This window comes from Shewanella sp. AC34-MNA-CIBAN-0136 (assembly GCF_040309945.1).
Taxonomy (GTDB): Bacteria; Pseudomonadota; Gammaproteobacteria; order Enterobacterales; family Shewanellaceae; genus Shewanella.
Genome location: NZ_JBEOPJ010000003.1, coordinates 99,227 through 124,725, shown reverse-complemented (window position 1 = coordinate 124,725; position 25,499 = coordinate 99,227). Strand labels below are relative to the sequence as shown.

Below are 25,499 nucleotides of genomic sequence, written 5' to 3'. Positions count from 1 at the left end.
CTTAGATATAACGCTAACTTGGCGTTACACTAATATTCGTTTATTTATTTGTAATATGAGCCAATATGCAACAACAGACCAGCGCCGATATGAATTTGTTATGGGGTCAATTGATCTTGGAAGAGCTTGCACGCTTAGGGGTTAAGCATGTGTGTATGGCACCAGGTTCTCGCTCAACTCCGCTAACATTGGCCGCTGCTAGTCAAACCCAGCTCACTCGTCATATTCATTTTGACGAGCGTGGTTTAGGGTTTATGGCCCTTGGATTGGCAAAAGCCAGCAATGCGCCAGTCGCCATCATTACCACTTCAGGCACCGCCGTGGCCAATCTTTATCCAGCCATTGTTGAGGCGTGGTTAACCCATGTGCCGCTGATTATTTTATCTGGTGACAGACCACCAGAGCTGATTGATTGTGGTGCGAATCAAGCGATTATTCAGCCCGCTATTTTTGCTCAATATGCTAAACAAGTTAACTTACCAACGCCTGATCTTGGTTATCCGGCTAATGCATTATTGAGTACTATCGATCATGCTGTAGCTAACCAACACCAGCCGGTTCACATAAACTGTATGTACCGTGAGCCGCTATACCCAACAGAATTGGTGACATTGGCTCACGTAAAAAAAACCGCGAGCTTTACAACTGCAACCTATCTTGCACCATTAAACCAGTGGTTTGAAAACACTAAACCACTGACGCGCTATGCTAGCCTAACGACTGCTGAGTTACCCACTACAGACACCTTAATGCGCTTTGTTCACGGTAAAGGGGTGATCGTGGTTGGTACCTTAGCTCCTGAAGATAATCCACAGCAAATCGTCGCGTTAGCACAAAAGCTTGGCTGGCCAGTATTAGTTGATGCACAATCACAATTGCGTCAGCATCCAGGCGTAATAGGCCACGTTGACCAGTTATTATTAAACCCGAAAGCCAACAAACAACTCGAGCAAGCTGAGCGGATATTAGTCTTTGGTGGGCGTTTTATTTCTAAACGTTTACTTCAATATATTGCCCAACAACCTTGGCATAGCTACTGGCATGTAGGTAAATACGGCGATCGTTTAGACCCGAGCCATCAATCTAAAGAATTTTATCAGGCAAATGTTCAAGCGGTATGCCAATTACCTTGGCCACGCTCATCACAAGCCAACTGGGCATTACAATTATTACCGCTAAATGAGTCATTGGAGTCGCTGTTTAAACAACAAATCGACAATACAACCTTTGGTGAAGCCCAAGTTGTGCGTGCCATAGCATTGGCTCAAACAGATCAACATATACTGTTTATCGGTAATAGTTTACCTATCAGGCTCTACGATATGTACGCACCAATTGCCACCAATACACCGGCAATTTATACCAACCGAGGGGCATCGGGCATTGATGGATTAATTGCAACCGCTTGTGGCGTAGCCGCAGACAAAAATGCACCTACAACCCTAGTGATGGGCGACCTATCCTGTTTGCATGATTTCAATTCTCTGGCACTGTTAAAACAAATGACTCAACCATTTGTGCTGGTTATTATTAATAATGATGGCGGTAATATTTTTAATCTATTACCTGTACCCAATGAAAGCCTGCGCAATGATTTTTATCGATTAAGCCACGGTTTAGAGTTTGGTTATGGCGCTGCTATGTTTGGTTTAGCCTATCGACAAGCAGATGATATTGAGTCGTTTAATCAAGCGTATCAAGAAGCCTTTGAGTTTAATTGTGCCTCAGTGATTGAAGTCAATGTCAGCCCAACTCAAGCCAGCGACCAAATAGCACAAATCAGTCAATGGGTGAAACAACACTAATGGTAATGATCCGTCGCTTTGGCCAACCACAATTACCAGCATTATTAATGCTGCATGGTTTTTTGGGTAGTAAAGACGACTGGTCTATTTTAATGCCACGTTTAAGCCAATATTTTCATTGTATTTGCATTGATTTACCAGGCCATGGCACTAACGTAGACACTTTAAACTCACCGGGATTACACCAAACGGCAGAGCTTATTGTGAGTAAAATGCATAGCATGGGTTATATGCAGTTTCATGTATTGGGTTACTCACTCGGCGGACGAATAGCGCTGCATATTGCAGATGATTATGCTGATTCGCTCTTGAGCTTAACGCTCGAATCCGCTCATCCTGGCTTGCAAGATGCTCAGCAACAAGCCGCGCGAGCTAAAAGCGATAGTATCTGGGCGAAAAAACTCCAGCATATGCCCATAGCGGACTTTCTCAGTCTTTGGTATCAACAAGCGGTTTTTAATGACTTGCGTCAATCTCAAAAGCAGCAACTTATTGCAATACGCCGCAGCAATGATCCACAACGCTTAGCCAATTGTTACATAACAACGTCTCTTAGTTTGCAGCAAGACTGCCGCACTGTACTTGAGTCGCTAACGTGTCCATGTCATTTTATGTATGGGGTTGATGACAAAAAATTTGCTCAGGTGGCTATAGATTGGCAGGCGACACTGGCAGAGTCTGGTTTAGGCACTTTGCAGTTACATCCTTTGCACGCCGCAGGACATAATATTCACAGCCTGCATCCTCAATTGTTTACCGACACCTTACTGGGGTTATTGTGCTTAGATCCGTTAACGGATCCAAAGGAGTAACAATGTCATCAGATAACTCAACGATAACCAGCTGTACTCTGTATCAATATCAAATTGAGCTCAACCCTAGTTTACCTGTAGGCATACAACGAATTGATTTTCGTAAAGGGTTAGTGCTTGCTATCCAGCTCAATAATCAACAAGTGGCTTGGGTTGAAATTGCCCCATTATCAGGCATCGATATTGATAGCCAACCAATAACAGGGTTTAGCCAAGAGTCGCTTGATGAGGTGACATCACAACTGTTGTCAATATTACCGAGTTTGATCGATCAACCCTTAGCGATTTTAGCCAATATTGCCGAACAGATGTCGCTGCCATCATTGGCATTCTCATTGAGCTTATTGGATGCAAAACTAACCCATCGATTGCCTGTTCGCATCGAAAATCCACAGACTCAGTTAGCTGTGGTGCCATTACTTTACGATGGAATGTCAGCACACGTTATTACTCAAAAGTTACAGACACTGACCAGCATCAACAGCGTAAAAATTAAAGTCGCTCAAACCAGTATGGAAAGCGAAATCCAATTTATTTATCAAGTGCTGGCAATCGCACCTCACGTAACATTACGCTTAGATGCTAATCGTGGTTTTAGTCTTGAACAGGCTATCGACTTTTTAGCGTGTTTACCAAAACACAAAATTGAATACATTGAAGAGCCATGTATTAACCCCAGTGATAATGCCCAAATACACCGGCAATTAGGAATAAAATATGCTTTAGATGAGTCATTAAATTCATCTCAATTTGATCTCGATTTAGCATTACAACAACCCGGCTTAGGCGCATTAATTATCAAACCCATGTTATTGGGTTCGCTGGAAAAATTGCAAAACATGATTAGCCAAGCTCATCTTGCTGGTGTGCGCGGTATAGTAAGTTCAAGCTTAGAAGCTGACCTCGGTATCAGCGACTTACGCATAGTGAGCCAGGCACTAACACCAGATGAACCACCAGGCCTTGATACATTAAGCGCCTTTGGCAAAACCTTGCTGTTAGCCACCTCTGGGTTATCTCCACGGCTAAATCATCAAGTGTTGCAATTACTGACTCACATCGGCCAACCACAAGACTCAGGCGAGGCTGATATATAATGATGTCACCTTTGCATCAAGCAGCATTAAATCATCCAGATGCTATTGCTATTGAAAGTAGCCATAAAGCCGTCAATCCGAGCATCACTACTGGTAATAAGACTTGCAACAATACTTGCCCCACGACTCGCGTCAGTTATGCTCAGTTAAGTGGTTTAGTTCACTGCGTAGTGCAACAATTGCAATCACAAGGTGTTAAGCATGGCGATATTGTAGCTTGTGTGTCACACAATAATATTGACATGATTTGCCTATATTGGGCATGCATTGATGCGGGATGGATATTTTTACCTTTGTCACCTCGATTGGCTGATGTGCAGATTAATCAGCTTATCAAACGCTTTGATCTCCAATGGTTATGGACCGATAACGTCAGCAGAAAAACCGCAATTGAGATTGCCTACTGGCTCGATATTGAACTGCCTCAAAAAGTAGATCAACTAAGCAACCAAGCTGTTGAGGTATCACCACATCAAGCTTCCAATATTATTCTCACATCTGGTTCAAGTGGAACACCCAAAGCTGCGGTACATTGCTTAACTAACCATTTGAGCAGCGCCAAAGGGGCTGCAACGTTTATTGCTTTAGCGCCGTCTGACGCTTGGCTATTATCGTTACCACTGTTTCATATTGGTGGGTTGGCCATTATTCATCGTTGCACTTTGGCTGGAGCCTGCATTGTATTGCGAGATCCCGCATTGACACTGGCCGAACAGCTAACAAGTAGCCATATCACCCATGTGTCATTAGTGCCAACCCAGGCGATACAGATACTCCAGCAACATCCCGCGGCGTTTACCAATGTAAGCGCATTACTGTTGGGTGGCGGAGCCATAGAACCGGCTCTTATTGATGCACTACAACACCTGCACATTAATGCTTACACCAGCTATGGTATGACAGAGATGAGCTCGCAAATTACCACCGCTAAAGCCAATTTATTAGGCCATCATGGTTGTCCTTTGCCTTCAAGACAACTGAGGTTGAAAGACGGGGTGATTTGGGTAAAAGGTGAGTGTTTATTTTTAGGCTATTTAACCGACCAGGGGTTAAGCTTGCCATTAGATGATCAAGGTTGGTTTTGTACCCACGACAAAGGACTGTTAGATCCAGAGGGACAACTGAGTATTTTAGGCCGCATGGATAACATGTTTATTTGTGGCGGTGAGAACATTCATCCAGAACAACTTGAAGCAGTATTATTAACTCATCCCAATGTCGCGCAAGCGATTGTATTTGCCCTAGACGATACAATTTTTGGCCACTTACCTGCTGCCATTATTGATTATTGTGTCGCAGACAATAGTACTAATGCAATTGAACTCGAAACCGTTAATGCCAATCCAGTTGATTTCGAGACCGTTAACATGGAGGCTGTTGACTTAAAGACTGTTGATTTAAGAGCCATTGATGTCGACAACATTAACCTGCAGCTGAGTCAGTTAGTTGAATCAACACTGGCGCGTTTCAAGCGGCCTAGACAATTTTTTGGTTGGCCAAAAGACGTCGTCACCAGTGGTTTAAAAGTGCCAAGAAAAAGCATCATCAACGCCATTCAAACCCAGATAGACGCAGCAAAAATAGCACCATAATAATATTGATTGCTCAACAACGCTTAACCATCGGTGGCTTCGGCCTATTTGATGGCACTAAATTCGCTTATTCGAAATTTGCCTATACGACACTGGCTAACTCTAAAGTGAATGGGTCTACATTGGATTGATCTCAGTTCAACATCAATTAATGCTGATAAAGCTTCGCAGCCAAATTATCAAATTATCAAATTCCAGCCATAAAAAAACCTGCCGTAGCAGGTTTTAATCTATCAAAATCGAATACGCTGGAGTGTTACTCCATACAAGATTTAAGCTTGTTCATGGCATTCTTTTCTAACTGTCTGATTCGCTCAGCAGAGACTTCATAAGTCGATGCAAGTTCCTGCAAAGTCACTTTAGTATCATCTAACCAACGCGCACGTAATATATGCTGACTACGTTCGTCTAAGGTTTTAATGGCCGATAATAAACGTGTTTGAGAGTCTGCTTCCCAATTGGCATGCTCAACCTGATCCGCCACATCTGAAGAATGATCTTCTAAATATAATGCTGGGGCAAAATCATGATGATCGTCATCGCTGTCATTGGTTAAGTCGAAGGCCGGATCTTGGGCTGCCATCCGTGATTCCATTTCGGTCACATCAGCTTTCGATACACCTAAATTCTCTGCAACCATGGTCACTTCAGCGTCACTAAACCAACCTAAACGCTTTTTAGACTTACGAATATTAAAGAATAATTTACGCTGTGCTTTCGTGGTCGCTACTTTCACGATACGCCAGTTTTTCAACACGTATTCATGAATTTCAGCTTTAATCCAATGCACCGCAAAAGACACAAGGCGAACACCAACATCGGGATCGAAGCGTTTAACCGCTTTCATCAAGCCAATGTTACCTTCTTGAATAAGATCTGCCTGTGGTAAACCGTATCCTGAATAACCTTTCGCAACATGCACAACAAAACGAAGATGCGACATAATTAATTGCTTTGCCGCTTGTAGGTCGCCATTTTCTTGTAAACGCTTGGCGATGTCGTACTCTGTATCGGCGTCCAGCATATTGATGCTGGTCACAGACTGGATGTACGCTTCTAGGCTACTAGCATTGTGCGGAACCGCCAGCGCCATTGATTGCGTTTGATAAGTCATTCGCTCTCCTACTACATTCAAAAATATATTTCAGCTAACTCGGTACGATGATTCTGTACGATGAATAAGGTCTCTTGGTTCACAACACAAGAGAGCTAACTCGATTTAGCCGATAAACTATCAACTATATGACATCATATGTCAAATAAGGTTCTACTAGATGAACATTTTTACCGCAAGGCTATCGCAATGCAAGTGAACAAACGTTCATTATTAAGGCTTAAGCTTCATTATACGCCTGCAATTATGACGGTTCAATGCTACGTAAGTGTTGTCGTACAGATAAATATGAGCCAAACCAGCCTAAGAATGATGCCAATAACACCAGTTTAATCAACTCTGAAAATGTTAATGACTGGATGGTTAATTCACTGCCATATAATCCCAGTAACTCTGCTAAGGCACCATCGAGATACCACACTAACACATTAATAATGAGCCAAGCCAAAATGCCACCGATGACCCCATACCAAATTCCAGTATATAAAAACGGACGTTGAATAAAGGCTTCGGTTGCACCCACTAGCTTCATCACTTCAATTTCGGTTCGACGGTTCATAATCGCAAGCCGAATGGTATTGCCAATAACTAATACCACCGCAAGAACCAGCAAGGCAGCAATGGCCAACACCGTTTTTTCAAGTAATTTAAGTAATGCCTGCAGACGCTCTAACCATTCAATATCTAAACGACCAAAGTTAACTTCGGATTCACGTTCTAATTTTACCAGTAACTCACGCGCCCCTGTGGGACTAGAATACTTAAGCGAAGGCGTTACCGTAACGACTGCAGGTAGTGGGTTTTCATCTAAATATGACAACGCCTCACCAAAACCAGATAAGCGTTGAAACTCTTCTAATGCTTGATCGCGACTAATATAAGTGACCGATTCAACCTCGCGGAATGCTTTGATACGCGACAACAAACTTTGAATGGATTGCTCACTGCGGCCTTTATTAATAAATAACGAAATTTCAGCGGCACTGTTCCAAGATTGAGTGATGTTTTCAGCATTTTTTACCAGTACCTGCAATGCCGCCGGTAAACTTAAACTCACGCCCAATACTGCCATGGTCATAATGGATGAAACAGGGCTGCGCCAAAGTTCTCCCATACTCGACATGCCTTGTTGCACATGGCGAATAAAAAACATCACAATACGACCGCTTAAAGGTAATTTACTCTGAGTAATATTCACTTTTTTACTCATCGTATTGTCTCCCCACCAGCAGTAGAACGTTCTCCACCGAGCATACGTCCTTCACGCAGAGTAAAAGTGCGATATTTCATGCGCGCAATAAGGCCTAAATCATGGGTGGCAATTAGCACGCTAGTACCCGAGTCATTAAAGGCTTCGAATAAGCGTAAAATATCCATCGATAATTTTGGGTCTAAGTTACCCGTAGGTTCATCGGCCAACAGCAGTGGTGGCTTGTTAACAATAGCGCGGGCAATGCCGACTCGTTGTTGTTCACCACCCGACAGCATTATCGGCAAATGCCGTTCTTTGCCATATAAACCCACCATGTCGAGTGCGCCAGCAACACGCTTACGAATTTCGCCATGGGTGAAACCTTCGATCACTAACGGCAAGGCAATATTGTCAAATACGGTTTTATCCATCAACAAGTGATGATTTTGGAAGATCACCCCAATATTGCGACGTAAATAGGGCACATGTTTTGGCCCTACATTGGCAATGTTATGCCCATTAATAGACACCTTACCTGCCGTAGCACGTTCAATAACCGTAATAAGTTTGAGCAAGGTACTTTTACCCGCACCAGAATGGCCGGTTAAAAAAGCCATTTCACCTTGTCGAAGGTGAAAGTTGACATCCATAAGGGCCTTTTGGCCTCCAGCATAGATTTTACTGACCTGCTCAAATTGGATCATAAATTATTGGTCCGTTTTATCCTGGCTAAATAATGCTTCAATAAAGTCATTGGAGTTAAAAGTACGCAAATCATCAATTTGCTCACCGACACCAATATGACGAATAGGAATAGAAAACTTATCGGCAATCGCAAAAATCACCCCACCTTTGGCGGTACCATCTAATTTACTGATGGTAATCCCCGTCACGCCAACCGCCTCTTTAAACAACTGTGCTTGGCTAATAGCATTCTGGCCAGTGCTGGCATCTAACGTTAGCATGACTTCATGGGGCGAATCTGGGTCGAGTTTTTTCATCACTCGCACGACCTTCTTCAACTCTTCCATTAAGTGACTTTTGTTTTGCAAACGTCCTGCTGTATCAGCAATTAATACGTCTACTTTACGCGCTTTAGCGGCTTGCAAGGCATCAAATATGACTGAAGCACTGTCTGCGCCAGTATGTTGGGCCACGACCGGAATATTATTGCGTTGTCCCCACACTTGTAACTGCTCAACGGCTGCTGCGCGGAAGGTATCACCGGCTGCTAACATGACAGATTTACCCTGGCTTTGGTACTGTTTAGCCAGTTTACCAATTGTGGTGGTTTTACCCACACCATTGACACCAATCATAAGAATGACAAACGGGCCATTGGCGTTATCGGGAACTAAAGGAATGGCTACCGGATCGAGCATTTTTTGCATTTCTTCACGCATTAAATCATAAAGTGCTTCTGCATCTTTAAGTTGCTTACGTGATGCATGCTCGGTCAGGCTTTTAATTAATTTATTGGTGGTTTCGACACCCACATCAGCGATTAACAATTGTTCTTCGAGTTCTTCAAATAACTCATCATTAATTTTTTTACCGAGGAATAAGCCAATGAAACCAGAACCAATATTCTCGCTGGTGCGCATTAAGCCACGCTTTAAGCGGGCAAACATACCCTCTTTTTGTGGTTTAGCTTGCGGTTCATCTTGTTGTGCTAACTCAATAGACTCTATCGGTGCTTGTTGCTCGGCTACTTGTTGCTCGGCAGCCTGTTGTTCTGCTAATTGCTGCTCTGCTAATTGCTGTGCGGCTAGTTCTGTAGCTAAAGCTTCGGTTGCTAAGGCTTCAGCTGCTAACGTTTCTGCAGCAATACGTTCAGCATCGACACGGGCTTGTTCTGCTCGTTCATTGTCGATACGCTCTTGCTCAAGACGCTTCGTTTCTAGATGAAGCTGTTCCAGACGCAGTTGTTCAACACGTTCGGCTTCTAAGCGTTCAGTTTCTAAACGCTGAATTTCTTGTGCTTGCTTTTGTTGCTCTGCCTGCTCAGTGGCTAGCTTTTCTGCAGCAATACGCTCAGCATCGATACGGGCTTGTTCTACTCGTTCACTGTCGACACGCTCTTGCTCAAGACGCTTATTTTCTAGATCAAGCTGTTCAAGACGAAGTTGTTCAACACGTTCAGCTTCTAAACGTTCAGTCTCTAGTGCTAGCTTTTGTTGCTCTGCCTGCTCAGTAGCTAGCTTTTCTGCGGCGAGCTTTTCTGAGGTTAAAACATCAGCAGCCAACTTATCCGCAGCAATACGCTCAGCGTCGATACGGGCTTGTTCTGCAAGCTCAGTTTCAAGACGTTCTTGCTCAAGACGTTCAACGTCTAGGCGCGCTGTTGCTTCAGTTTGCTCTAGCTGCTCAGCTTGTTGAGGTTGCTCTGCAGTCTCTGTTACAACTTCATTCTCCGCATCAACATCGAGTTGCTGCTGTTCTTCAACTTCAGGGACGGGCTTATCTTTACGAAACCAGGAAAAAAAACCTTTCTTTGCCATGTTTGCTACCAGTATTTATATGCTTAAAAATTCAGTTGAAGCCGTTTGTTGCATCTCTCACCAGTAAAATGATGAATACTCACATTTAATCACAAGTTTGATATAAAATAACGGCGGTTCAGATTGTGGCATAGTCTACCACTTTCTATTTTCTTTGTTCAGGCAAAATCACGAGGGTGAGATGGCTAAAAAAAATACCAGCAGCGGTCAGGTGCGGATTATTTCAGGTCAATGGCGATCTCGTAAGCTACCGATCCATGATCTTGAAGGTTTACGCCCAACAACTGATCGCGTCCGCGAGACCTTATTTAATTGGCTTGCCAACGATATCCGTGGTGCCAGAGTACTCGATTGCTTTGCCGGCAGCGGTGCTTTATGCCTTGAAGCTTTATCCCGTTATGCCAGTTTTGCTACCATAATTGAACTGCAAAAAAATGCTGCTAATCAGTTGAAACAAAACCTTGCCACCCTGCAATGTCAAAATGCACAGGTTATTAATGCCGACAGTTTACAAGTGCTTGCTAAAGGCACACCCAGTGGTTTTGATATTGTGTTTATCGATCCACCATTTCGTAAAGATTTAGTAAACAAAACCATTGAGTTATTGATGCAACATCAATGGTTAAACCCCAATGCACAAATTTATCTCGAAACCGAATCAGAATTAACCTCAGTCAATGTGCCAGCAACCTGGGTTGCCTTAAAAGAAAAAAAGGCAGGTCAAGTATGTTATCGACTGTACCAATATCAGCCGAACAATACCGAATTATCGGCCGATTAAGTTAATGCCTATATCAATACACGATATTATACTAATTGGTAAAACGGCCACTTTGTCGATGTGGTGTTTGGTGGCTTACGGCTTGTTTATTTTCAGCCCTGATGTATCGCTGTTTATTAATACGTTTGCCTTTATCACCGCGGCAATGCACATGTTATTTGTGCTACTCACACGCTTAAAAAATTTCCGAAACAGTATACCTGCGGCACATTATCGGGCGATTTTGCTGTGGGGAGTATTTGCACTATTTGAGCAACATCATTCACAGTACGCTAGCCCGCTTGTTAACCGCAGCAACAAATAATAAAAATGACGATTATCTGAGACATTGGCATAAAAAAACCTCGTTATTTAACGAGGTTTTTTAGTTAACAACATCGGCACATTACTTTTTAGGGTAAGGATGCGCGACACCTTTATGACAATCGACACAGGTCTTTCTGTCTTCTGGTGCTTTTTTAAAGTTCATACTGTGCATTCTTACGGCCATTTTCTTCATCGTATCAGGCTGATCTTCATAAATACGAGTGTGGCAATGCTGACAGTTAGCCGAATCATTACTGCGGAAGTATTCTAATGCTAAATCAGCTTGTTCTTTACGGTTTTCATCTAACCATTCTTGCGTCATAAAGCCATCAATGGTCATCAAGCCAATAATGTCCTTAGAAACAATGATTTTTTTAACTAAATAATCAAATGGGCCATGTGGTAAGTGACAATCTTGACATTGTACTGTGACACCTGCTCTACCACCACCATGGGCTGACGCCATAACCTCTTCTCTTAACGAGTGGTCACGGTGACATGTCATACAAAAAGCATCGCTACTTGTTGCATGTAAAGTTTGTTGTGTTGCGAAATAACCTACGACACCCACAATTACACCAACCACAATAAGGGCAATAATCGAGTACTTCGCGCTTGGTTTAAATAGTGCACGCCAGTTCATTGTTCAATCTCCGTAATAGCAAAAAAGGAATTTCTAATATTTATAAGTCTAGTTTAGGATTATTCGAAATTATAAAATTGATTTTAGTCGCCATTTTGAGAATTGTTTATCTAAAATATGTCTAAAATGCGAGCTAGATCTCGACTTTTGCACATGCCGTACCGAAATAATGATCAATTACTGGATCAGGTCAACGAAGTGGCCAATAAAGATAACGTTGAGTAAAAGAGTGAACTTGTCAGTGTCCAAATTTGTTTTTGATTTTAAATTTGATTTTGAATTTAAGTATTTGCCTTCACCCTTCACTAGTGGCTAACAACACTGAAGAGCAAAAATTAACAACAGCGGTGGTAGATAAATGTATCTTCTTTGATAAAAGCAGGAGATAACATTTATCTCCTGCCAAATATTAGCGAAATAATCACTCACGGCCCGCTAATTGATTCGGCGTTAGCGCTGACGACTAATGTTGAATGTGATGCGACTCCATTGCAGGCATCGCATTGTTAGCCACTAATTGCAGCTAGTGATGCTATTAGTGCTAGTAATGCTATTGGCGTCCGTTGACAGCTCTTCTTTAACTTCACGATTAACATAAATTGCTGCAAACTATGAGTCACTTAACAGATAATGGTATCTCGATGGTCATTTATAGCTTGATTTACTAGCCTAAAACACCTTTCTAACTAAACCAATAATAAAAATAATAAGGTTAATTTGAATGCATAAAACCGCAAGAACACTCCATAAATGGTTGATGCTGTTTCTCGGGCTACAGTTTGTGATTTGGTCAGTAACTGGAACATATATGGTGTTTATGCATATTGACTATATTCATGGGGATTCGCTCATCAGTAACCCCCAAACAAAAATCAATCCCGATAAAATGCAGTATTCATTGGCAAAACTGTTACAAACTTATCCTGAAGCAGAGCAAATAAGTGTCGGTAAACTGATGCAACAAGACGTATACCGCTTCTCTATCCCGACCATAAATACGACCATAAAATCGACTCAGCAGGTACTGCTAAATGCGCAAACAGGTGAACGTTTATCGCCACTTAATCAAACGGCAGCCATAGCATTAGCGCAATATTATTACCTTGGTAATGAGCCCATTACCGAAGTGAGTTTACTGACCGATAACCCACCTTTTGAACTCAGTACTCGTCACTTACCGGCGTGGCGAATTAATTTCGACCACTTTTCCGCACCATCACTTTATATCTCAGCTGACAGTGGATTATTAGTAGGCAAGCGCCATGCATTTTGGCGTTTATTCGACTGGGTGTTTCGTTTTCATGTGATGGATTATGGCGATGCTGAAGAAATCGATAATCAATTATTATTCTGGATAGCGTTGTTCTCAACTTTAGCTACCGTTAGCGGGTTAATATTAGTGTATTTCAGGGTATTATGTCGTACTAAAAACAAACGCAAACCTATGTTCAGCAAGCGTAAACACAGTGGGGTTGCTTAATGTTTTGGGTCAGAAAACTGCATAAATGGGCATCAGTCATTGTAGGGGTTCAGTTACTCCTTTGGTTAATCAGCGGGCTGTATTTTAATCTTATGGATCACAATAAAGCCCAAGGACTTACCCACCTTAACGACACTCACACTGAAGTGGTAATAGAGACTCATCGTTTGCGTGAACCTAGTACTATTGTGGCCGCCTTTAAACCTAGCGTATCGCTTAACATTATTACTTTATTAGATAAACCTTACTACCTATTAACCCATGAAAAAGGCTTATACAATCATCTTAACAATGACTACACCTTGGTTGATGCTTATGACGGTAACCAAGTAATAATTAATACCACAATGGCGCAACGGTTGGCCAAAGCATCTTACTCTGGAGAGGCTATAATAAGTTCAACTCTCTTACTCACTCCGCCATTGGACGACTTTCCAAAACAGCGCAATGACACTTGGCAGATAAACTTTGCTGATAACATTGGCACCAGTGTTTATATTGAAGCACAGTCGGGTCGACTCGTCGGCCACAGTGATGAACATACACGTTTAGCCGATATATTTTTTATGCTGCACTTTATGGATTACACCAGTGAAGGCAGCTTTAATAACATCCCTATCAAGATTTTTGCGTTTATAACGTTATGGTTAACCTTTAGTGGATTGATTTGGGTGATTGATATGCTTAAGCGCAACAGGTATCGGCCCAAACTAAAGCGCAAATAATGGCGATTTAAACGTAAGTTGACCCTAAATTAATGAAATGGAATGTGTATCACACGATACTGATCATAAAAGCGTTATCATCATTTTCAGATTAATAAATTTAATCTGTTATTACTTGAAAGATTTTTACTTAAGTAAAGGTCTGTTAAGCTAACCCCTAATAAACGACTTGGTTAAGGCTAAATGAGAGCAAAGCAGTCAAACTATTGGATCATCGTAATCACTTTGTTCGCACTTGTCGGACAGGGGTTGCTGACTAATGACAGTTTGATGGTGCCAATGGCCCATGCAGAAATGGCTCAAGCAATGTCCGCTCAAACCGACAAAACAACCAACACCACATCAGCCATGTCGCATAAGGCAATGAAGAATTGCCACGATAATATGCAAAATATCGTCAATGATATGGATGAACCTATTGCCGCAAAGTTACCGCAAACCAGCTGTTGTAATGGTTCAGGATTTTGCAGCTTAGATTGTAACCACTGTTTGACTATTTCGTTTACCGCCAACCTAATTGATATTCCATTGGCAACGACCAATATTCCCGTTTACTCTGCACCGCTTGCGATGGTTGTTAACCATGTGTCAATCGCATTCCCTCCTGCGTTCCGCCCTCCTATCGCTTAATTCAATTGATCATTCTTGTGCGTTAAGCACATTCAATACTATTGTTTTTTAGCGTTTATCATCATGCCGGTTATCAGTATTGTCATGATGAATATCGAGGTTATTATGAAAAAATTGCCATTTTTTAATGTGCTATTAAGTGCATTCGTTGGGGTCATCATCCCCGCAGCTCTCACATCAACGGTTGCTTATGGTGCAGAGCACGATCATGCCCAGCATCAGTCGCAAGCCACTAAAACCTATACCTGCCCGATGCACCCTGAAGTGATCAGCGATAAAGAGGGAACCTGTCCCGTCTGTAATATGTTTCTCGTCGTCAAAGATGAGCAACAAGAGTCCAGTGCTGGCGACACTCAACATCCAATGGCTAACATGCATGGCGCTATTCAAAAAGAACCAAGCCTAGCAGACAAGTTTAATTGATCATTCTTGAGTGTTGAGCACATTCAACATTATTGTTTTTAGCGTTTATCATCATGGCAATCTTCAGTATTGTCATGATGAATATCGAGGTTGTTATGAAAAAATTCCCACTTTCTAGTGTGCTATTAGGCGCGTTTGTTGGGGTAATGATCCCCGCGGCTTTCACATCACCTGTCGCTTATGGCGCAGAGCACGATCATGCCCAGCATCAGTCACAAGCCAGTAAAACCTATACTTGCCCGATGCACCCTGAAGTGATCAGTGATAAAGAGGGAACCTGCCCCATCTGTAATATGTTTCTCGTCGTCAAAGAGGAGGAAGAAGAGTCCACCGTTGACGGCACTCAAGATCCAATGGCAAACATGCAAAGTGCGACTCCTGTAAAACAAAGCCAAGCAGATAAGGTATTTAGCCAACCTAAACCTACATTAATGCCGACAGCAAATCAGAGCGATAGCACCAATGTAAAATATGTCTGTCCAATGCATCCACATGTAGTGTCCGATGCTCCTGGTACCTGCCCTATTTGCGGGATGAATCTAGAGAAAGTCACTGTTACCGATGCAAGCCAAGAAATTGTTGTCGGTGTTTCTGGCGGGATGCAACAAGCTTTGGGTATGCGAAGCCATGTAGTTGAAAAAACCAGTTTGTCGCGCCAAGTGAATACCATAGGCACAGTGCAATATAATGAAAATGCGATTGGCCATGTACATACACGCGCAACCGGATGGATCGAAACGCTCACGGTACATAACGTGGGACAACAGATAAAAAAGGGCCAACTTTTATATGAGCTTTACTCGCCCGAACTCGTCAATGCCCAAGACGACTATTCCCAAGCTCAAGACTACCTTTTGCAAGATAAAAAACGAGGTAGCAGTTTATTACTTAAAGCACGTAAACGCTTAGAGTTGCTTGGCGTCGATACCTCGATAATTGATCGTTTAGAAAAAACCGGCGAAACCATTTTTAAAGTGCCTTTTTATGCCCCACAAGATGGCTTTATCAGTAAGCTAACCGTGCGTGATGGCATGTATATTCAGCCTGGAGATACCTTGTTTGAAATCGTTAATTTAGACAGTGTATGGGTCATTGCTGATGTATTTGAAAATGAACAAAGCTGGCTACAACAAGGCCGTAAAGTCACTGTTAGCGCTGCAGCACAAGGGCTGTTTGATATTGACTCGACAATTGACTATATCTACCCAGAATTAGACCCTGTCACCCGAGCGATGCGGGTGCGGATCAAGCTTAACAATCATAACGACAAACTCAGACCAGGCAGTTTAGTTGATGTGACCTTATTTGGTCTGCCTAAGAATAATGTGCTCACGGTACCAACTGAAGCACTGATCCTTACCGGACGTGAAAACCGTGTGGTGGTGCAACGCAGTGATACCAGCTTTGCTTCCGTGCCAGTCAAAATTGGTATGATGGCAGACGGTAGAGCCGAAATCTTAGAAGGACTGAATGAACATGACAAAGTGGTTATTTCAGGGCAGTTCTTATTGGACTCAGAAGCCAGTATTCAAGGCAGTTTACAGCGTTTAAGTAATGCGCCAACGACCAAAGAATCAACCACTACCGATGCTCACCAGCACTAAGGAGCACTACAATGTTAGCAAAAATTATCAGTGCTTCAATAAAGCAACGCGTTATGGTGTTGATACTCACGGCCGTTATCGCGTTAGTGGGTTATCAAGCCATGCGCATGACCCCACTGGACGCGCTACCTGATTTATCAGACGTACAAGTTATTGTAAAAACCTCTTACCCAGGCCAGGCACCGCAATTAGTTGAAGACCAAATTACCTATCCATTGTCATCGGCCATGCTGGCCGTGCCAGGAGCCAAAACAGTACGTGGCTTTTCAATGTTTGGTGACTCGTTTGTGTATGTCATTTTTGAAGATGGCACCGATATCTATTGGGCGCGTTCACGGGTGCTTGAATATTTATCGCAAACACAAGACCAACTGCCAGCGGGTGTCACACCCAGTATTGGCCCAGATGCATCGGGAGTGGGTTGGATTTTCCAATATGCCTTAGTCGATCGCAATGGACAGTATGATTTAGCCCAACTGCGTTCATTACAAGATTGGTTTTTAAAACTAGAATTACAAAGTGTTGCCGGAGTATCAGAAGTTGCCACCGTTGGCGGTATGGAACAAACATATCAAGTGGTCGTCGACCCACATAAGCTAGCACTGTATAAAATCGACTTAATGACCATTAAAAACGCCTTAGATAATTCCAATAGCTCGACAGGCGGCTCGGTGATTGAAATGGCCGAAGCAGAATACATGATCACTTCAAGTGGTTATCGCCAAACCATTGCCGACTTTGCTGAAATCCCACTGGGCATTTTATCGGAAACTGGTACGCCGGTATTAATGAAAGACGTTGCCCAACTACGAACCGGCCCAGCGGCGCGTCGTGGTATTGCCGAACTCGATGGTAAAGGCGAAGTTGTCGGCGGTATTGTGGTGATGCGCTATGGTGAAAATGCTCTTGAAACCATTAATAATGTTAAGCAAAAACTCAAAGAGATCAGTAATGGATTACCTGATGGGGTCGAATTAGTCACCACTTATGATCGCTCTGATTTAATCTTACGCTCAGTCGATAACCTTAAGCATAAAGTGCTAGAAGAAATGCTGGTTGTCGGACTTATTTGCCTACTATTTTTACTGCATGCCCGCTCAACGTTAGTCGCGATAATTACCTTACCTATTTCGATTTTAGTCAGCTTTATCGCCATGAATATCATTGGTGTCAATGCCAATATTATGAGCTTAGGCGGCATTGCCATTGCCATAGGAGCGGTGGTTGATGCGTCAATTGTGATGGTCGAAAATACCCATAAACATTTGGAACATTATCGCCAAAAACACGGTAAAGCTCCTGAGGGAGAAGACCATTGGCAACTCGTCAGAGAAGCCTCTATCGAGGTCGGCCCTGCATTATTTTTCAGCTTGTTGATTATCACTTTAAGCTTTACGCCGGTATTTGCCCTTGAAGCGCAAGAAGGGCGTTTATTCCACCCGCTAGCCTTTACCAAAACCTTTGCTATGGCGGCATCTGCCATTTTAGCAATCACCTTAATTCCGGTGTTAATGGGTTATTTTGTCCGCGGAAAAATCCCTGATGAGCGTAAGAACCCCATTAGCCGAGTATTAATTGCCATATACCAACCATTGTTAAAATGGGTACTGCATTTTCCTAAAATCACCATCGGATTAGCCATCATTGTGCTATTCAGTGCTTACTACCCATTAAGCCAAATGGGCTCAGAGTTTATGCCCACCTTAGAAGAAGGTGACCTACTTTATATGCCCACCACGCTACCCAGTGTAAGTGCAGGCAAAGCAGCAGAAATATTGCAACAAACTGACCGACTGATAAAAACAGTACCCGAAGTGAAACGAGTATTTGGCAAAGTGGGCCGGGCCATGACAGCAACAGACCCTGCGCCGCTAACAATGCTAGAAACCACCATAATGCTCAAACCGCCTGGCGAATGGCGTGAAGGCGTAACCTTAGAGAGCATTATTGCTGAACTGCAAAAAACCGTGCGTATACCAGGGATGACCAATGCTTGGGTGCAACCGATTAAAACCCGTATCGATATGCTATCTACCGGCGTGAGAACCCCTGTCGGCATAAAAATATCGGGCGCAAATGTTGAAGAACTACAACGTATTGGTGCAGAAATAGAAGCGGTAGTAAACCAATTACCGGGAACTGAGTCGGCATTTTCACAGCGCAGTAGCGGCGGCCGCTATATTGATATCACACCAGACCTTAAAAATGCTGCACGTTATGGCATGACCTTAAAAGATATCCAAGATGTGGTAAAAATTGCCATTGGCGGCATGACCGTTGGTGAATCAATACAAGGTCAAGAACGCTATCCAATCAATATCCGTTACCCGCGAGAGTTACGTGACAACATCGAGAAGCTCAGAAATTTACCGGTACTGACTAAAACGGGTAAGTACTTACCGTTAAGTTATTTAGCCGAACTGAAAATCACCGATGGTGCCCCCATGCTAGCCAGTGAAAATGGTCGCCTTATCTCGTGGGTGTTTGTCGATCTAAAAGACATTTCTATCGGTGAATATATCGTTGCAGCAGAAAAGGCGCTTAAGCAACAAATTACCCTTCCTCCACGCTACAACTATAGTTTTGCTGGACAATACGAGTATATGCAACGCGTAGACGCCAAAATGAAAATGGTGATCCCATTAATGATCGCGGTGATTTTTATGTTGCTGATGATGACTTTCAATTCAGTAATACAAGCATCGGTGATCATGTTAAGTTTACCTTTCTCATTGGTGGGTAGTGCATGGCTACTTTATGGGCTGGACTTTAATTTTTCAGTTGCCGTATCTGTCGGCATGATTGCCTTAGCTGGGGTTGCCGCAGAGTTTGGCGTGGTGATGCAGGTGTACCTTAATAATAGTATTAAGGCCTATAAAGAAGCCGACAACTACCACAGTAAAGCGGATTTAACGGCTGCATTAGTGGAAGGTGCAGTGATGCGAATTCGCCCTAAAGCCATGACCGTCGCAACCATCTTTTTTGGTTTACTGCCGATCATGTGGGGCAGCGGTACGGGTAATGAAGTGATGCAAAAAATTGCTGCACCTATGGTCGGCGGTATGGTCACGGCGCCGCTACTGTCGCTATTTGTTATCCCAGCAATTTACTTACTCATATACGGCCGCAAGTTGCCCAAGCAATAATTCACTTAAATTTATTTACTTTTTATCTCTATAAATAAAAAATCCCAAACGATTAATCGTTTGGGATTTTTTATGTGCTAATCACAGCGTTATTTACGCTTAAGTGACTCATTAAGTTGGTCGGCTTCATCTTGTTTCTTTTTACGGCAAGCCGCAATATCGTCAGGATGCCCATATTTGCATGGATCGCTGGCTAAAATAGCCCTAGGGACATTCAGTATCATGTAATCTGTGTCATTTTTATTGTCATCTGCATTGCCACTATTACCAATATTGATGATATCGGTACCACGGCATCCCGTGAGTATCACTAAGCTAGATAACAAGCTTAATTGGATTATCCGTTTTTTCATTGTTGTAATATTCCTTGTTTTTGACGCGCAAGCAGCATCATGCGGATAATCCCCCATAGCATAATAATCGCACCGATAATCAACATAATAATGATGATCAAAGGGTTGGCTAACATAGGCAAGAAATCTTGGTCAAACCCTACAAGGATACCGTAGAGCCCAAGACCAAATAATATCGTGCCAGGAAAATCGATCAGTGCCACTAACAACATACTGCGATGAATACTGGCTAATGTGATTTGGGTGTTTTCCGGTGTCATTCACTCATCCTTGGTTAAATACACTAACTCTTACCAACAACTGATAATAACATTTTACTAACAACTCACTATGACATTACTTAATAATCAAGGTTCAATCGCCACTCTATGTTAAATCGGCACTCTACATTAAACGATACTCTAGCTTCAATCAGCAACACTGCGAATAGAAATAATCAACATTCATTATGTAAAAACATAATTTTCAAATCTATTTATTCTGCAGTAAATAACGCAATAATTGAAAACACCCCACCTTGTGGATCATTGAGTACAGAAAAACGACCTACGTTAGGAATATCAGTTGCAGGCACACAAACTGAAGCCCCCAAGGTTTGTGCTTTAGTCACTGATAAATCACAGTCATCAACGGCAAAATAGCTCATCCAATGAGCAGGAGTATCGCCCCATTCTGCAGTCATTTCCATCAATCCACCAATGGCTTGTTCCCCCACATACCATTCGGTGTATTCAAAATCAGCTACATCATTAAGCTGAGTTTGATAACCTAATACTCGGCTATAAAACTGTTTCGCCGCAGCGGTATCACGACAAGCAAGCTCAACCCAACACAGGGTATTTGATTCTTGTGATCGCTTAATGCCAATATGGTCTTGACCTTGCCACAATGCAAAACGACAGCCTTCTGGATCTGTGCATAGCGCCATTCGGCCAGCATCTCCGACAGAATGAGGCCCTGCAATAATCTCACCTCCAGCTTGAGTCACAGCCTTAGAGGTAGCATCAACATCATCGACCGCAAAATAAATTGTCCAATGAGTCGGTAAGGCTTCCATTTCTGCTGGCATTGGGTACATTGCCGCAATGTCATCACCATCGATTTGCAGCATAGTATAATGCCCTTCTGGCATAGGCATATCATCTGCTCCCCAGCCAAATAGCGCCTGATAAAATGCTTTACCTGCCGCCCAATCATGAGTTGCTAATTCAATCCAGCAAGGCTGTCCTTGTTGATACTGTTGTACCTTCATTATCCTAATCCTTTATAAAATAGTTGCCTTGATATAGCCAACATGAAACTTGTCTCATAAGTTAAGTCGATATCAGCAGAAAAGCAAAAAGCCTTCAAACGAAGGCTTTTTGGCTAAAAGTTGTTTCACCGGAATTTGTGCGTCTATTTAAACACCGGCAATATATCGGCCATGGCCAGCAAATGACATGTGGCAGTGATAACTCCAAACAACACCACAATAGCAATTAACGGGGTTCCACCAGGGACTTTAAATCCCTTTGAGTCAGGATATTGTTGTCTTACTTTATAGGCTAATAACGCTGGTACAATAACAGCCCAAATAGTGGCAGCTAGCGCAGCAAAACCAATCGCTAAAATAAATCCATTCGGAAATAACAAACCAAGGATTGTTGGTGGCACAAACGTGACCGTTGCCGTTTTAATTCGTCCTGATCGCGAGTCGTCAAACCCAAATAAATCAGCAAGGTAATCGAACAAGCCTAGTGTCACACCTAAAAATGATGAGGCGACGGCAAGATTAGCAAATAGGGTTAACATGTTATCCAGCCATTGGCTGGCAATAACCCCAGACAACGCACCCACTAACACACCTATATTGCCACCTTGAGCAATAATATCGGCAAACTGGCTTCGTTGAATATTACCCATCGTTGCCACTAACCAACATATATAAATCACCAATGCGATAGTGGTTCCGGTAATAATCGCCTTAACGATGGTTTTGGCATCTTTACCATAATATTTGACTAAACTTGGCACATTACCGTGATAACCAAAACTGGCCAATCCAAAAGGGATAGCGGCAAGTAAATAAGGCAGGTAACGCGATTCACCATCAGGCGATACTAGCTTTATGGTATCAATGTCGATTAGTAAGTTACCGATAGCCAAAAAGAAAGTAATCACCATGCCACCAAGCATGATTGTGGTGATACGGTCGACCGCTTTAGTACTAATAAATACCACCAAAGCCAAGACTACCGCAAACACCAATCCGGCCACACTCTGGGGTAGGCTCACGCCCAATGCTGACAGACTGTGATTCACAATCGAACCACCACCACTGATGTAAGCATAGGTTAAAATATATAACACAAACGCAATCGAAACGCCGTTAATCACCCGCCAGAACTGCCCAAGAGTCACCCGAGTTAAGGTGTCAAAACTGTCGCCTGGTTCAAAATGCAAATTGGCTTCTAATAACAATAAACCCGACATTAGCATGCAAAACCAAACGCCGAGCAACATCGCGATAGAATAGCCAAACCACATTCCAGCACCAACAACGGGTAACGAAAACATGCCCGCACCCACAGTGGTTCCGGCAATAATCATCGCCCCACCCAATACAGATTTACCGCTGGTACGATGCTTGGCAGCATTCATATGATTAGCCATTATTGTCCGTGCTCCGCTTCCACACTATCAACAATGGTTTGTCTTACTAAAGAGCTGAGTAATTTATTAGCGTTATCACGAATTCTGATCACTTCAGCACGATGTTCGTCGCTGCATAAATAACCCAATTCTTTCAGTTTCACACTCAGGGTGTTATATAATTTTTTGTCATAAAATTCTGGTGCGGTAATGCCATGCAGCGCGCCTAATCGTTGGGCTAACAAATGGCTATCGCGTTCCAGTTCTGAGCGCTCAAGATCAGGTTTTATTGCGAGTAAATTGAAGATAATCGCATAACGTTGCAACGTTTCACTGATAGTTTCAGCAAGCAGTAACACTTGGGTAATATGACGAGGCGTTATCTCAAACTGATCGCTACCGGTCAGTAAACCTTGTTCAACCATGAAATCTAAAATGCTGTCCACATGTTGAGGCACGTCATCAATGCTCATAAATAGCTCAGCTTTAAGTAATGGATAAAAGTCCATTACAATGCCATGAATTCGCTGGCGATCGCACACGTCATAATGCACTAAACAACTGGCAATTAATGACGGCAACGCCATCAAATGAATAATATTATTACGGTAATAACTCATGGTGATGGCAATTTTTTCATCAACTGAAATAATTTCACCAATAAGGTCTTTGGTACTAACAAACTTATTTAACGACAGACAGTGATCAATAATTGACTTGCCATTACCTTCGGCCACAGAGGTATAATCGGTATAAGGCACTGTTTTAAGTAAGGCTAAATACAAATCAAGCTGACGTTCTAACTGGCTTCTTTCTAACGCATTTTGCTCTGACGCTAATAACACTAAACTGGTCAATGTTACCGAACTGGCTGCGGCCGCTCCATTGATATTAGTCATTACGCGGTTAGCTAACAAATTAACTGAGGGCGTAAACCAAGATGGTTTTTGGTCAGGATCTTTAGCTAGCTCATCACGCCACTCTGGCGCCTGCTGATTTAAGAACTGTTGTAAATTAATCGGCTCACCAAAATTCACATAACCTTGGCCAAAATTGCCTAACTTACGAATAGCACCAAATACCTGCCATACAGATTCTTTTTTCTTTTTCTTACCGCTTAATTCTTTGTGGTACGTCGCCACTTCCATCACATGGTCATAACCTAAATACACGGGTACTAAGGTTACTGGGCGCTCTATCCCACGTAGCACACTGTTAATTGTCATAGCCAACATACCGGTTTTAGGCGCTAGCAAACGTCCTGTACGCGAACGACCTCCTTCAGTGAAATACTCGACCGCATAACCCTTAGCAAATAACTGATCTAAATATTCACGAAATACTGCGGTATAAAGTTTATTACCATTAAAACTACGACGGATAAAGAATGCCCCACCACGGCGGAACATCGGCCCTGCTGGCCAAAAATTAAGGTTAATACCGGCAGCAATGTGCGGCGGAACCATGCCCTGATAATACAAAATATACGACAGTAGCAAGTAATCCATATGGCTACGATGGCAAGGAACGTAAACAATTTCATGGCCATCATGATGTAACTGTCTTACTTGCTCGGCACCTTTGATATTGATGCCACTGTATAATTTGTTCCATAACCAAGTCAGGAAACGTTCGGCAATACGCACCAAACTATCAGAATAGTCGGCGGCAATTTCATCAAGGTATTCAATGGCGGTTTCACGCGCTTTCTCGACTGTTACTTTCTTATTTGCAGACTCTTCTTCAATGGCTTTTTTGATAGATTCTGATTTTAATAAAGAGGCAAACAACGCTTGTCGATTCGGTAATTGTGGCCCCGTCATCACTTTGCGTTGACGGCGGAAATGCACACGGGCGACTCGGGTCAATTTGTGAGCAATTCTTTTATCAGTACCATGTTCATCGGCCATATGACGAAGCGATAATGCATTAGAAAACTGGACGAAATTATGGCGTCCTAAAAATAAAATCATTAACCATTTACGTAACCACGTAGGGTTTTCACGTTCAAATACAGCAGCTTTCATGCTGTCTTCTTCTTTACCTGGGGTACGTCCCCAATAAAGGCAAACAGGAACCAACTGTATATCTAATTCAGGGCTCTCACTGTGAAGTGACAATAAGCTGGTAAAATAATTAAGGAATTTGTCACCACTTTCACGTTTACCAAATAGTGGTTTGCGGCCCTCTAAACAGACCACACGAGGCACGGTTAAGCCATCAAGCTGTAATGGCTCATAAGGACTGGGCAGACCAAAGCCCTCGGTGATTTCGCTCAACGCGGCAATATCGCTAATAGATTCCGTTTTCATTAAATAAACCAAAGGTTTAGTTGGATCTATATTGAGGTCATCAAAAGGATCGTGAGGGACCACAATGGTCTGTACCATCCACTTTTGAATCCATCTTAATGCTCGTAAAAATATTGAATCTGGTTTTGACATGGTTATTTTCGCAACATAAGCCACTGTAATATTGTCGTATAGGATACCAGAAACCACCCTGCTTACACTATCAGACCGATCTATCTTTACGTTTAAGCTCTCACTATCAGAAATAACATAAGACAGAACATTAGTAATAGTTAATTAAAACATATTGTTGAGTGATACTTAATCAACAAAATACAAAAAATAGTTGGTTAATACTTGCGCGAACACAAAC

General features: G+C 42.6%; 22 protein-coding genes. 12 read left to right on the top strand and 10 right to left on the bottom strand.

Annotated elements, in window-relative coordinates; all coding sequences use genetic code 11:
- Positions 1 to 65 precede the first annotated feature (65 nt).
- The 4 genes from menD to menE are packed head-to-tail and all read left to right on the top strand — an operon-like array spanning position 66 to position 5,306.
- On the top strand, positions 66 to 1,805 hold the full coding sequence (menD, locus tag AAEY94_RS03925; RefSeq protein WP_350977383.1) for a 2-succinyl-5-enolpyruvyl-6-hydroxy-3-cyclohexene-1-carboxylic-acid synthase: 1,740 nt from the start codon (positions 66 to 68) through the stop codon (positions 1,803 to 1,805).
- Entirely contained in the window at positions 1,787 to 2,617 is an 831-nt protein-coding gene (gene menH / locus AAEY94_RS03920; protein ID WP_350977380.1) for a 2-succinyl-6-hydroxy-2,4-cyclohexadiene-1-carboxylate synthase, read from the top strand. Before menD ends, menH begins: the two co-directional genes overlap by 19 nt.
- A 2-nt stretch (positions 2,618 to 2,619) precedes the next feature.
- Positions 2,620 to 3,714: an o-succinylbenzoate synthase gene (gene menC, locus AAEY94_RS03915; protein ID WP_350977378.1), complete on the top strand. Its 1,095-nt coding sequence runs from the start codon at positions 2,620 to 2,622 to the stop codon at positions 3,712 to 3,714.
- Positions 3,714 to 5,306: an o-succinylbenzoate--CoA ligase gene (menE, locus tag AAEY94_RS03910; RefSeq protein WP_101084902.1), complete on the top strand. Its 1,593-nt coding sequence runs from the start codon at positions 3,714 to 3,716 to the stop codon at positions 5,304 to 5,306. Before menC ends, menE begins: the two co-directional genes overlap by 1 nt.
- A gap of 256 nt (positions 5,307 to 5,562) precedes the next feature.
- Here menE and rpoH read toward each other — a convergent pair whose 3' ends face one another.
- The 4 genes from rpoH to ftsY form a co-directional block, all read right to left on the bottom strand.
- Positions 5,563 to 6,420: an RNA polymerase sigma factor RpoH gene (gene rpoH / locus AAEY94_RS03905; RefSeq protein WP_011635768.1), complete on the bottom strand. Its 858-nt coding sequence runs from the start codon at positions 6,418 to 6,420 to the stop codon at positions 5,563 to 5,565.
- A 244-nt stretch (positions 6,421 to 6,664) separates the two neighbouring features.
- Positions 6,665 to 7,630 carry a permease-like cell division protein FtsX gene (ftsX, locus tag AAEY94_RS03900; protein ID WP_101084901.1) on the bottom strand — a complete coding sequence of 322 codons (966 nt, stop codon included), beginning with the start codon at positions 7,628 to 7,630 and terminating at the stop codon, positions 6,665 to 6,667.
- On the bottom strand, positions 7,627 to 8,316 hold the full coding sequence (gene ftsE / locus AAEY94_RS03895; RefSeq protein WP_101084900.1) for a cell division ATP-binding protein FtsE: 690 nt from the start codon (positions 8,314 to 8,316) through the stop codon (positions 7,627 to 7,629). Before ftsE ends, ftsX begins: the two co-directional genes overlap by 4 nt.
- A gap of 3 nt (positions 8,317 to 8,319) precedes the next feature.
- On the bottom strand, positions 8,320 to 10,113 hold the full coding sequence (gene ftsY / locus AAEY94_RS03890) for a signal recognition particle-docking protein FtsY (protein ID WP_350977372.1): 1,794 nt from the start codon (positions 10,111 to 10,113) through the stop codon (positions 8,320 to 8,322).
- Between the two features lie 181 nt (positions 10,114 to 10,294).
- Here ftsY and rsmD point away from each other — a divergent pair, with 181 nt between their 5' ends.
- Both rsmD and AAEY94_RS03880 read left to right on the top strand, forming a co-directional pair.
- Positions 10,295 to 10,894, top strand: a complete 600-nt coding sequence (gene rsmD / locus AAEY94_RS03885) for a 16S rRNA (guanine(966)-N(2))-methyltransferase RsmD (protein ID WP_182743353.1) — start codon at positions 10,295 to 10,297, stop codon at positions 10,892 to 10,894.
- Positions 10,895 to 10,898: 4 nt separating this feature from the next.
- The gene (locus AAEY94_RS03880) at positions 10,899 to 11,198 is read left to right on the top strand and encodes a DUF1145 domain-containing protein (RefSeq protein WP_101084897.1); all 300 of its coding nucleotides are present in this window, start codon (positions 10,899 to 10,901) and stop codon (positions 11,196 to 11,198) included.
- An 81-nt stretch (positions 11,199 to 11,279) separates the two neighbouring features.
- Here the strand turns inward: AAEY94_RS03880 and AAEY94_RS03875 are convergent, their stop codons facing one another.
- The gene (locus AAEY94_RS03875) at positions 11,280 to 11,843 is read right to left on the bottom strand and encodes a NapC/NirT family cytochrome c (RefSeq protein ID WP_162022081.1); all 564 of its coding nucleotides are present in this window, start codon (positions 11,841 to 11,843) and stop codon (positions 11,280 to 11,282) included.
- Between the two features lie 721 nt (positions 11,844 to 12,564).
- Between AAEY94_RS03875 and AAEY94_RS03870 the strand changes: the two genes are divergently transcribed.
- The 6 genes from AAEY94_RS03870 to AAEY94_RS03845 all read left to right on the top strand — a co-directional run bounded on the left by AAEY94_RS03870 (position 12,565) and on the right by AAEY94_RS03845 (position 19,851).
- Entirely contained in the window at positions 12,565 to 13,323 is a 759-nt protein-coding gene (locus AAEY94_RS03870) for a PepSY domain-containing protein (protein ID WP_350977367.1), read from the top strand.
- The gene (locus AAEY94_RS03865; protein WP_350977365.1) at positions 13,323 to 14,048 is read left to right on the top strand and encodes a PepSY-associated transmembrane domain-containing protein; all 726 of its coding nucleotides are present in this window, start codon (positions 13,323 to 13,325) and stop codon (positions 14,046 to 14,048) included. Before AAEY94_RS03870 ends, AAEY94_RS03865 begins: the two co-directional genes overlap by 1 nt.
- Positions 14,049 to 14,231: 183 nt before the next feature.
- Positions 14,232 to 14,678 carry a CopL family metal-binding regulatory protein gene (locus AAEY94_RS03860; protein ID WP_335692076.1) on the top strand — a complete coding sequence of 149 codons (447 nt, stop codon included), beginning with the start codon at positions 14,232 to 14,234 and terminating at the stop codon, positions 14,676 to 14,678.
- 105 nt (positions 14,679 to 14,783) lie between these two features.
- Positions 14,784 to 15,101, top strand: coding sequence for a heavy metal-binding domain-containing protein (locus tag AAEY94_RS03855; RefSeq protein WP_502959380.1), 318 nt, complete (start codon positions 14,784 to 14,786; stop codon positions 15,099 to 15,101).
- Between the two features lie 95 nt (positions 15,102 to 15,196).
- Positions 15,197 to 16,705 carry an efflux RND transporter periplasmic adaptor subunit gene (locus AAEY94_RS03850; RefSeq protein ID WP_101085353.1) on the top strand — a complete coding sequence of 503 codons (1,509 nt, stop codon included), beginning with the start codon at positions 15,197 to 15,199 and terminating at the stop codon, positions 16,703 to 16,705.
- Between the two features lie 11 nt (positions 16,706 to 16,716).
- Positions 16,717 to 19,851, top strand: a complete 3,135-nt coding sequence (locus tag AAEY94_RS03845; RefSeq protein ID WP_350977361.1) for an efflux RND transporter permease subunit — start codon at positions 16,717 to 16,719, stop codon at positions 19,849 to 19,851.
- 89 nt (positions 19,852 to 19,940) lie between these two features.
- On the opposite strand, the gene AAEY94_RS03840 is transcribed toward AAEY94_RS03845, so the two are convergent.
- The 5 genes from AAEY94_RS03840 to plsB form a co-directional block, all read right to left on the bottom strand.
- A complete protein-coding gene (locus AAEY94_RS03840; protein WP_059745864.1) occupies positions 19,941 to 20,204 on the bottom strand; it encodes a hypothetical protein in 264 nt (87 codons plus the stop codon).
- Positions 20,201 to 20,464: a hypothetical protein gene (locus AAEY94_RS03835; protein ID WP_101084891.1), complete on the bottom strand. Its 264-nt coding sequence runs from the start codon at positions 20,462 to 20,464 to the stop codon at positions 20,201 to 20,203. Before AAEY94_RS03835 ends, AAEY94_RS03840 begins: the two co-directional genes overlap by 4 nt.
- Before the next feature lie 215 nt (positions 20,465 to 20,679).
- The gene (locus AAEY94_RS03830) at positions 20,680 to 21,456 is read right to left on the bottom strand and encodes a VOC family protein (protein ID WP_350977356.1); all 777 of its coding nucleotides are present in this window, start codon (positions 21,454 to 21,456) and stop codon (positions 20,680 to 20,682) included.
- Positions 21,457 to 21,599: 143 nt separating this feature from the next.
- Positions 21,600 to 22,856, bottom strand: a complete 1,257-nt coding sequence (mtr, locus tag AAEY94_RS03825; RefSeq protein WP_162022074.1) for a tryptophan permease — start codon at positions 22,854 to 22,856, stop codon at positions 21,600 to 21,602.
- Entirely contained in the window at positions 22,856 to 25,279 is a 2,424-nt protein-coding gene (gene plsB / locus AAEY94_RS03820; RefSeq protein WP_101085352.1) for a glycerol-3-phosphate 1-O-acyltransferase PlsB, read from the bottom strand. The genes mtr and plsB overlap by 1 nt, the downstream gene beginning before the upstream one ends.
- Between the last annotated feature and the right edge of the window lie 220 nt (positions 25,280 to 25,499).